The following is a 9,166-nucleotide window of genomic DNA, read 5'->3' on the forward strand; positions in this document are numbered from 1 at the left end:
GTATGTCAGGTTATCCCGATGTTCTACAATGAGCCTTCGTTTAAGGCCCTGAAAATGCTGCGCCAGAACTTTGACGAAGTGATTGAGCTGAATAAACTGACTTTGGGTGGCGGTAGAGCACTGATGAGCACAGAGCAGCAGCACTGTATCATCACGGAGTATTCCATATCGATGGCTCGTGTCATGCGCCATGTTTGCGTGAACGATCATGTGGCCAAAGAGAAGGAAGTTAAAAAAGGCGAAGTAGTTTATGCCTAGCTTTTAGGCAACCCCCATTTCTGATATAGAAAGGCAGAAAGCCCCTCTCCGACCTGCTCGGGAGGGGCTTCTTCTAAATAATGGATTCAGGTTCAGAATGATGAACGGAGTAGCGATAAAGTTTTGAAGCTACAGTTGGTATTACCCGCCACGCTGCTGTATCTTTAGAATCCGGATAACACAGGATTTACTGCTATGCCATCTACCTTCAAGATATACTCCTCTTCTGCCGGTTCGGGCAAAACCTACCACCTGACCAAGGAATACCTGAAGCTGGCCTTGCACACCCCCGACCCTGACTATTATCGCTCTATCCTGGCTATTACGTTTACCAACGACGCGGCCGCCGAAATGAAGGAGCGTATACTGGGCGCATTGCGGGGATTTAACGATCCAAACCAATCGGAAAAAGAGAAAGCCAAGAGTGATAATCTGTTGCAAGGTATAGCAGAGGATCTGCAGGAAGAATACCCGGAGGAAGCACTCAGCCCGGACATCATCCGGGATCGGGCAAAAATTCTGTTTACCCAGATACTCTATAACTACAGCGACTTCTCGGTCAGCACCATCGACAGCTTTGTGAACAAGATCGTGCAGGCGTTTACGCGGGAGCTAAACATCCCTTACAATTTTGAAGTCGACCTGGACTCGCAAACACTGGTCAACACCGCCGTGCAACTCCTGCTGGATAAAGTGACCAACAGCAAAGACGATCTTTTGTCGGAAACGCTGGAACAGTATGCGCTCGAAAAGGCCCGCGAAGGCCGCAGCTGGAACACCCTGCCGGACGACCTGGCTGACTTTGCCAAAAACCTGCTGAACGAACAGGTATACGAAGCCGTGACAGACATCCAAAGCCTGACGCTGGAGGATTTCAAAAGTATTCGGGCACAACTCAAAGAGCTGCAGAAAAGTATAGCAGAAGCGGTACAGGAAGACGCATGCAAAGCGCTGTCAGCCATTGAAAACGCCGGCCTCTCCCCTGCTGATTTCTTCCAGAGCACCCGCGGCATCTGTGGTTACTTCGCAAAGTTTTCACAGGAAGCTGATCTGACCTACGGAAATAACTATGCCCGCCAAAGTATAGAAGACGACAAGTGGTACGCGGGCAAAGCCAGCAGCTATACCAAGAGCCAGATTGATGGGATAAGGCCGCAACTGACAGAGCACTACTATAACATTGAGAGTATAAAGGAACAATACGGCGGCACTTTCACGCTCATCAACGCCATTGTGCCACACCTCTACAAGGTCTCGGTGCTGAATGAGTTGGAGAAATGCCTGCAGGAGATCAAGCGCGACAAGAATACCATTCATATTTCGGAATTCAACAAGCGCATCATCGACATTGTGCTGCAGGAGCCGGTGCCCTTTATCTATGAGCGATTGGGCGAGAAATACAACCACATCCTCATCGATGAGTTTCAGGACACGTCTGTGCTACAGTGGAACAACCTACTGCCGCTCGTAGACAATGCACTTGCGTCGGGACATTTCAGTATGGTAGTGGGTGACGCAAAGCAAGCCATCTACCGCTGGCGCGGAGGCGAGATGGAGCAGATCCTGCATCTCTACAAGCGTAACACCGAAAAGCTATACCTGAACAAGCGTCACGGCCACATGATCAGGGAGCGTTACGAATCGGTGGATCATGCCCTGGCCCCCGATGACCTGAGCACCAACTACCGCAGCCGGTCAGAGATCATCCAGTTCAACAACGAACTCTTTCGGTTTGCCAGCCAGGAGCACGAGAGCTTTGGTATGTTTGCATCGATCTACGATGAGAAGTTTGTGCAGCAGGTGCCGGCGGGCAGCGACAAGAGCGGCGGACACATCCAGATCCTGTTCACGCACCCGGATGACTCCAACTACAGCTACGACCTGAACAGCTGCACCCGCTCCGAAGAACTCTATGAACGCTATACCCATCCCGAAATTCTGAGCTACGACGAGAGTACCCTGAATATGGTATTGCAGCTCGTGAAGCAGGGTTTGTCTGATGGTTATGAACTGAAGGACATGGCGATCCTATGCCGGACCAATGGCAAGAGCAAGCTGATCGCCAATTTGCTGAAGGAGCTCAAGTATGACATAATCTCCCAGGATTCGCTCTCGCTGCAGTTTGCCGAAGTCATCAACCTGATCATCGCCCTGTTCCGGGTGTTTAACCGCCCGAATGACACGCTGGCTAAATCAGAGACGCTCTACCTGGTATGCGCCGTAGCGCTGGAATCAATACCGGACACGGAGATGACTCAGACGATTGCCCGTATTGCAAATGAGAAGGAACCAGAGGCTTTTTTTGATCAGTTGCGGGTCCTGGGCTTTGATGTGAAGGAGCGCGAGACAGGCAACCTCTCGATCTATGAACTGACGGAGCAACTGATCCGAATTTTCGACCTGTTGGGCCATAACAATGAGTGCGAGTACCTGTTCCGATTCCTGGATCTGGTGCTGGAGTATAGCCTCAAGAACAGCAACAACCTGAACAATTTTCTGGCTTACTGGGATGTGCAGAAAGAGCGGCTCAGCATCAACACGCCCAAGAACCGCAATGCCATCACCATTACCAGCATCCATAAATCAAAAGGGCTTGCCTACCCGATCGTGATCATACCCTTTGCCGACTGGAGTACTGAGCCCATGACACGGGCGCTGATGTGGAGTCAGTTGCCGGATGAAGTGAGTGTAACCGGGAAGCTGCGCAGCGTGGCAGTGAACATAAGTTCCAAACTGGAGACAACCGTGTTGGGGCAACAGTACAGCACCGAGATAGAAAAGACCTTTATCGAAAACCTTAACATGTTGTACGTGGCCCTGACCAGGCCGATAGACCGGCTATACCTGATCGGCAACAGCAAAGACCTGCAGGATGAAAAGAAGTCCCTTCGCGCTCTGGAAGGCACTGCCAAAAATGTGAGTCACCTGCTTTACCGCTTCCTGGTGCACAAGGAGTTGTGGCAGCCGGGGCAGTTCTGCTACCAGTTACACAAAGGCGTGGGCAGGCAACACCATACCCAGTTGGACACCGAGCATACCTACTTCCTGGAGCATCTAGTTTCAACGGACTGGGCACAGCGCCTGCAACTGAAGCAGCACGCCAACAACGTTTTCGACTTTGAGACACAGACAAAGCAGCGGGCCATCAACAAAAAGCTGCATTATGCCTTATCGCGCATCATCACCACACCGCAGCTCGATACCGTGTTGCGGCAAATGGTGTATGAAGGCATCATCAGCGAACGCGAAAAACCGGAGCTGCGGGATCGGCTGCAGGAAGTGATCCGGCATCCGAAGTTACAGCATTACTTCTCTGAGAAAGTGGTGGTGGAGCATGAGAAAGAACTACTCGACGCCCGCGCCTACCTCTACAAACCAGACCGCGTGGTGTTTGACGGGGACAAGGTCGTGCTGCTGGAGTTCAAGCTTCCGCCGCCACAGGCCGAACACCGCAACAAGCTCGATCATTACGCGGTGCGTTTTAAGCAGTTGGGCTATGAGAAGGTCACCTGTATCCTTTATTATTTCGATACAGAAGAAATTCTGGAATGGCGGTATGGCGGAAAGAGCCTGCAGATGGGACTTGCTTTATAATTTAGAATTAGGAATTTAAAATTAGGAATGGAAAGTGAATTTCTTTCTGTTGATTTCTTTGAATACCCTTCAATTAAGCCTACTAAACTTTATCTAACCTTTAGATCAAACACAATGGACCAGGCAGTGCAAACCATGCTGGATAACCTGCAGAAGAACACAGGTAAATCACTTGAGGAATGGAAACAGGTTGTTTTGACCTCCGGCCTTCAGAAGCACAATGACATCATCAAGTTCCTGAAGACGGAACATGGGTTCACCCATGGTTTTGCGAACATGGTAGCCCTCAAGTTCAGGGGCACAGACGCCGGTTCTGCTGAAAGTTCGGAGCAGCTAGTAGAAAAGCAGTACCAGGGGAAAGAAAATCTGCTGCCTTTGTACGAAAAGCTGGTGGCTGAGCTGAAGAAGTTTGGGCAGGATGTGGTGCTGGCGCCTAAGAACGCTTATGTCAGTGTCCGAAGCAAAAAACAGTTTGCCCTCCTGCAGCCTTCTACCAAAACAAGACTGGATGTAGGTATCAACCTGAAAGGGATAGAGCCGGAAGGGAAGCTGGAAAAGTCAGGTAGTTTCAATAGCATGTGCACCCACCGGGTACGTCTTGAAACCATGGACGACATTACACCGGAACTGCTCAGCTGGCTCAGAGCAGCTTTCGAGCAGGCCAGGTAGCATGGTTGATCTTTCACTGGCACCAGCTGCAAGTAAAATGAAAAATACGTATTAAAATATGGAACAAAGAATTACACTTATTACGCTGGGAGTCAAAAACCTGCAACGCTCAAAAGACTTTTATCAGAACATCTTCGGCTGGCAACCGCTGGATAGCAGCAACGATAGTATCGTGTTCTTCCAGCTGAACGGTATTCAGTTGGCGCTTTTCCCGCAGGAATCTTTGGCGGACGATGCCGGTGTGGAGGCGGATGGCAAAGGGTTCAGAGGTTTTTCGCTGGCCTATAACGTGCGCTCCGAGCAGGAAGTGGATGAACTGGTAGCTGCGCTGGAAGCGAAAGGCGTACCCGTGCTGAAGCAGCCAGAGAAAGTATTCTGGGGCGGCTACAGCAGCTACATCGCCGACCCGGACGATAACCTGTGGGAGATCGCTTTCAATCCATTTTTACCAATGGATGAGAAAGGAAACATTTTAAGTTAGAGAGTTTAGGAGTTAGAAAGTTGAAGAGTTAAAGTGGTATTGGTACAGGTATATTAAAGGAACGATCAACCATTCGCTCATTCACCCACCCACACATTCAAAATTAAACATTACCACAGTGCAGACTTTCCTGGAGCTAACAGCGAAATACGTTTACGAAAAATATAAAGAGAATATCAGCGACCTGTGCATCATTTTGCCATCCCGTCGTGCGAGTTTCTTTTTTAAGAATGCGCTGGCACAGGCTGCACCGGAGCCGATCTGGTCGCCAGAAGTATCCGGCATGGAGGACTTTATTACGCGTCTGGCTAAAACGGATGTGCTGGAGCCGATCAACCTGCAGCTGGAGCTTTACGACCTGATGCGCGAGCAGGACCCGACGCTGGACTTCGATCAGTTCGTGACCTGGGGTGGTACGCTACTCGACGACTTCAGCCGCATCGACCAGAACATGGTGGACACGGGCAAGCTGTTTGAATACCTGACCGAAGCCAAGGCGCTGGAGCGCTGGGATCCGAAGTACCTGGGCAAGGAGCTCTCTCCTACCATGAAAAAATACTTCAGTTTGTGGGATAACGTCGAAAAGACTTACCATAACCTGAAAAAGCGTTTGTTGCAAAACAAGCAGGCCTATACCGGGATGGCTTTCCGGAAGGTGGCCAATGATATTGAAGGTATAGCCAAGGATCCGGGCTGCGCACAGTACATTTTTATTGGCCTCAATGCCCTCACCAGCTCTGAAGAAAAGATCATTAAGACGCTGCTCAAGCACGACAAAGCGGAGGTGCTGTTCGATTCGGACGACTTCTACATGGAAGAAGGCTCCCCGAACCGGGCGGGTAGCTTCCTCCGGAAATATAAAAGCACATGGAAGCTGCCCGAATGGCGCTGGCAGCAAAATTTGCTTCTCACAGAAGAGAAAGAGATCAATGTGATCGGTGTGGCCAATGCCAGTATGCAGGGCAAACTGGCGGGTCAGCTGCTGCAGGAGATCCGCCAGCAGGACAAGCATGCCCAGGTGGCTATCATCATGCCCGACGAGACACTGCTCCTGCCGGTGCTGCACTCTATACCGGATGAGGTACCGAACTACAACGTCACCATGGGGCTGAGTTTCAAAGGCACTCCCCTCTTCAACCTCATCGACCTGCTTTTCGACGTGCACCTGACGGGCGTAACGCAGCTGCAGGAGTCGGGTTACAAGGTATACCAGTACCACCACCTGTCGGTAACGAAGCTGCTCACGCACCCCTTCATCCGGAGGTATGCGCTATACCTGAACGAGCAACCGGAACAGGCAAAGTACCATGGTTTTATACAGAACGTCATCGACAAGATCGTGCAGGAAAACCGGGTCCTGATCACAGCCAATGAACTGCTGCGGATGGGCGACCACCAGCCGCTCTTTGAAACGCTCTTTAAATCCTGGCGGGACTGCGATGATATCATTGCGTCTATGTATAGCCTGATCGACATGCTGCGGGAAGTATACAGTCACAAACCGAATGCCATTGAAACAGAATACCTCTACATTTTCTATACCATCGTCAAGCGGCTCGACACTATCTTCGACTGCCGCGAGCAGAAGATATCGGTACGGAGCTTCCGCAAATTCCTGAACGAGCTGATCTCCTCGCAGCGCCTGCCCTTCAGCGGTGAACCGATTTCGGAAGTGCAGATCATGGGTATGCTCGAAACGCGTGCGCTGGACTTCGAAAACGTGATCATCCTGTCGGTGAATGAGAACACCTTACCGGCGCCCAAGCGCCACGAGTCGCTCATGCCCTACGATGTGCTGCGCGAGTTTGGCCTGCCCACCTATTCCGAAACCGAAGGGGCCATGGCGTATAATTTTTACCGCCTGCTGCAGCGCGCTAAACGCGTGAACCTGCTGTATGTGTTGCCATCGGACACGTATGGCTCCGGTGAGAAAAGCCGCTTTATACTGCAGTTGCAAAACGACCTGGCCCTGCGAAACCCGCGCATCCGATTCCGCGATCTGACAGCCGCCGTAGATCAGAAGCAGACCAAGAAATACGACGAAGACATCGTCATCCAGAAGGATGCCCAGACGCTGGAGCAGCTCAAGAAAGAACTGCAGCGTGGCCTGTACCCTTCGCACCTGAACATGTACATCAACTGCTCCCTGCAATACTACTTCAGCCGCATTGCGAAGATAAAGGAGATGGATGAGGTCGAAGAGCAGTTGGGTGCCGATCAGTTTGGTACCATTGTGCACCAGGTGCTGGAAGACTTTTTCCGGCCGTTTGAGCAGAACGGTAATCCGATCGAAGAGCAGCATGTCGCGCAAATGCTCCTGCAATTGCCTAAGCAGGTGGAGCTGGAATTTAAGAAAACCACCCGTGGAGCCACCCCGGAACGTGGGATGAACTACCTGCTCTTTAAAGTAGCCGTGCAGGTGTTGGAGAAATACCTGGAAGGGCTGAAAGCTTCAGAGGAGTTGCCGCTGTACGTACTGCGCCTAGAAGATACGCTCGATGCTACCCTGGCAGTACAGGTGGGCGGCGAGATCGTGCCGGTACGGGTAGCCGGCAAGGCGGACCGTATCGACCTGACCGGGAACGAGCTGCGCGTGATCGACTATAAAACCGGAAAGGTAGAACGCAATCAGCTGGTGGTAAAGCCGGAAGATGTGGCGCTGCATTTTACGACTGATCCGAAGTATGACAAAGCCCGTCAGTTGTGGCTATACCAATACATTCTGCAACGCACGCTGCAGCAATCACCGGATACGATCCTGCGTAACGGGCAACATCTGGATTCGCAGCGGATCATCCCGAAGTCCGGTATCCTGTCGTTCCGCAACCTGGATGCCGGTGTCCTCTCCTCCGAGTTCAATTTTATGGAAGCCGATCAGGTGACACCCAAGGAGTTTGTAGCTGCCTCCGAAGAGCTTCTGTCTGATCTGGTCCGCCGGATGCTCGATCCGCAGGAGCCGATCCGGAAGACCAACGACCTGGACGTTTGCCAGTATTGCCCGTACCGCGGGATTTGTGCACGGTAAAGCATACTATATCTGATTTTTACAATATTATTTTGACGAAGCATGCAACGTTTCAGCAATTATGGGTATCATGCAATTAAAAGATAGCCATGAAACAGCAGCCTTTACTCAGAATTTTCACCTTCTTCAGTTTGTCCCTGTTCCTCTTTTCCTGTGAGAAAGAAGAGGTAGTAGAACCCGTGGAAGTCATTATACCACTGCAGTTAGGTAATGAATGGGTGTATGATATCATAGAGTATACTTCGGATGGCAAAGTTCTATCAACCAGTTCGTTCATAAGACAGGTGGTAAAAGACACTCTGATCCATAAAACCACCTGGTATATACTGAATAACGGCATGATCGTCCGGAATGACAAGGATGGCTATGTGCACTATCGGAAGGACGCCAGAGAGCAATATATCACGTACCCCAGTCCGGGGATGTCGGGTATTGCCTACGGGTATCAGTACCCGAACTATACCTTATGGATTTACCACAGAAGAACCACGGGGCTGGTAGCATTACCCGATTCAAAGTATGCCAGCCAGACCCTTGAGTTCACTTTCGAGAGGCAGACCGAGCAAAAAGCCTCCTCATCGCTAAGCACTACCTGGGTAAAAGAATACGTCACTCCCGAGATTGGCATGATCCGGACAGACTGGTTTTATGCTGACTCCGACAAGCTGATGCGGCGCTATGAATTAGTTAGCTACCGCGTGCAGTAAAGTTTTGTAGGGGCTAGATTCCGCTACTGATCATTTTTTTGCAATCGATCAAAAATTGCGCGTAGATAAAATCCAGAACCCCTTATGTAGAGCCTGCCATATTTTGCGTCGATTTCATAACGGGTCTTTTATACCTTGAACTCTTTCACTAATATCGGATCCTTAACACAAACCAATAAATCTGATTGCATTGCGTCTCCTGATTTTCTGCATGAAATGACAGCATTCTGACGGACCTAAGCCGTATCCTGTCAGAAACTGAACTGCATCCGTTTTGCTCAGGTATAGCGCCTGGCTTTATAGATCTCCGATTTTAATGACAGGTTTAACCGTAACGCCTTTTTCAGAATCTTCCACAGCCTGGTTGATCTGATCGAAAGGATATACTTTAATCAACTTGTCGAACGGAAACTTGCCATGCTGGTAGAGTGC

General features: G+C 50.5%; 5 protein-coding genes and 1 pseudogene. All 6 read left to right on the plus strand.

The annotated features are described in order from the left end of the window. Positions 1-258: pseudogene (locus OB13_RS09835) on the plus strand (hypothetical protein); the annotation flags it as partial. A gap of 195 nt (positions 259-453) precedes the next feature. Continuing rightward, complete coding sequence (locus OB13_RS09840) at positions 454-3,852, plus strand: UvrD-helicase domain-containing protein (protein WP_461489992.1); 3,399 nt, start codon at positions 454-456, stop codon at positions 3,850-3,852. 114 nt (positions 3,853-3,966) lie between these two features. Then, positions 3,967-4,521 carry a DUF5655 domain-containing protein gene (locus OB13_RS09845; protein ID WP_461489993.1) on the plus strand — a complete coding sequence of 185 codons (555 nt, stop codon included), beginning with the start codon at positions 3,967-3,969 and terminating at the stop codon, positions 4,519-4,521. A 58-nt stretch (positions 4,522-4,579) separates the two neighbouring features. Then, on the plus strand, positions 4,580-5,002 hold the full coding sequence (locus OB13_RS09850; RefSeq protein WP_461489994.1) for a VOC family protein: 423 nt from the start codon (positions 4,580-4,582) through the stop codon (positions 5,000-5,002). A gap of 118 nt (positions 5,003-5,120) precedes the next feature. Continuing rightward, positions 5,121-8,027: a PD-(D/E)XK nuclease family protein gene (locus tag OB13_RS09855; protein WP_461489995.1), complete on the plus strand. Its 2,907-nt coding sequence runs from the start codon at positions 5,121-5,123 to the stop codon at positions 8,025-8,027. An 89-nt stretch (positions 8,028-8,116) separates the two neighbouring features. Continuing rightward, positions 8,117-8,734, plus strand: a complete 618-nt coding sequence (locus OB13_RS09860; protein WP_461489996.1) for a hypothetical protein — start codon at positions 8,117-8,119, stop codon at positions 8,732-8,734. The last annotated feature ends 432 nt before the right edge of the window (positions 8,735-9,166 follow it).

This window comes from Pontibacter sp. HJ8 (genome assembly GCF_054824225.1).

Bases quoted from the DNA above. Each gene is read 5' to 3' on its own strand.
- OB13_RS09840 (WP_461489992.1), top strand. From the start codon at position 454: ATGCCATCTACCTTCAAGATATACTCCTCTTCTGCCGGTTCGGGCAAA.
- OB13_RS09845 (WP_461489993.1), top strand. From the start codon at position 3,967: ATGGACCAGGCAGTGCAAACCATGCTGGATAACCTGCAGAAGAACACA.
- OB13_RS09850 (WP_461489994.1), top strand. From the start codon at position 4,580: ATGGAACAAAGAATTACACTTATTACGCTGGGAGTCAAAAACCTGCAA.
- OB13_RS09860 (WP_461489996.1), top strand. From the start codon at position 8,117: ATGAAACAGCAGCCTTTACTCAGAATTTTCACCTTCTTCAGTTTGTCC.